Source organism: Rhizobacter sp. P3_B12, from assembly GCF_056402895.1.
In genome coordinates this window covers 1-1142 of sequence record NZ_JBFUGN010001425.1, presented here as the reverse complement: position 1 = coordinate 1142, position 1142 = coordinate 1, and the positions used below count along the sequence as shown (strand labels likewise).

Below are 1142 nucleotides of genomic sequence, written 5' to 3'. Positions count from 1 at the left end.
GTGGTGTTCCCGCTCCTCGTGATCGCGCTGCGCCTGYACCTGCTGTGGCCGATGACGCGGCGGCGCCTGCCGCAGGGCTTCATGCCGGCGATGCGGCTGCTGCGCTTCGCCACGCGCTGGAGCATGGTCGAGGTGTTCATGCTGGGCGCGCTGGTGGCCGTGGTGCGCAGCGCCGGGCTCGCGAGCGTGGTGCCGGGACCGGCCCTGTTTGCCTACGGCGTGCTGACGGTGCTGCTCACCTCGAGCAGCGCCGCCGGGCTGCACCGGCTGTGGCAGCTGGGCAGCGAGTGGCAGGCCGAACAGTCCGGCCCTGACGAGGCGGCTGCCCGATGAACGCGCGCTGTGCCCGCCTCTACAACTGCAGCGCCTGCGGGCTGGTGTCGCAGCGCAGCGATGCCGGCCTGCCGGACGACCACGACGACATCGCCTGCCCGCGCTGCGGCAGCGCGCTGCACCTGCGCATCCCCGACAGCCTGCAGCGCACCTGGGCCTGCCTGGCCGCCGCGCTGCTGCTGTACGCACCGGCCAACCTGCTGCCGATCCTGATCACCTCGAACGTGTTCGGGCGCGACAGCCACACCATCCTCGGCGGCATCGTCGATCTGTGGAACGCCGATGCGTGGGGCCTGGCGCTGATCGTGTTCATCGCGAGCATCGCGGTGCCGATCCTGAAGATCGCGACGCTGTCCTTCCTCGCCTTCACCGCGCAGCGCTGCAGTTGCGTGCGGGGCATACCGCGCACCCACCTGTACCGGCTGGTCGAGGCGGTGGGTCACTGGTCGATGCTCGATGTCTTCGTCGTCGTGCTGCTGGTGGGCATGGTGCGCTTCGGTGCGTTCGGCATCGTCGAGCCGGGGCCCGGGCTGCTGGCCTTCGGCGCGGTGGTGGTGCTGACGATGCTCGCCAGCGCGAGCTTCGATCCGCGCCTGCTGTGGCCCGACGAGGTCGACGACAATCCCTCCCCTGCCCATGGCTGACGAATCCCCATCCTCCGAACCGACGCCGGCGCCTCCGCCGGCTCCCGTACCCGCGGCACCCCCGCCGGCCCCGAATCCCGTGCCGCCCGCGCCGACCATCGTCAGCCGCAAGCGCTCGCTGCCGTCGGTGGTGTGGCTGGTGCCGGTGATCGCGCTGGCGGTGGG

At 71.7% G+C, this 1142-nt stretch carries 2 protein-coding genes; both read left to right on the top strand.

All coding sequences use genetic code 11. From position 1 onward, the window contains the following. Positions 1-333, top strand: a 333-nt coding sequence (locus AC1D01_RS35795; protein WP_477874435.1) for a paraquat-inducible protein A, incomplete at its 5' end; no start/stop codon positions are given. Then, complete coding sequence (locus AC1D01_RS35790; protein WP_477874433.1) at positions 330-977, top strand: paraquat-inducible protein A; 648 nt, start codon at positions 330-332, stop codon at positions 975-977. The genes AC1D01_RS35795 and AC1D01_RS35790, both read left to right, overlap by 4 nt. Positions 978-1142 lie beyond the last annotated feature (165 nt).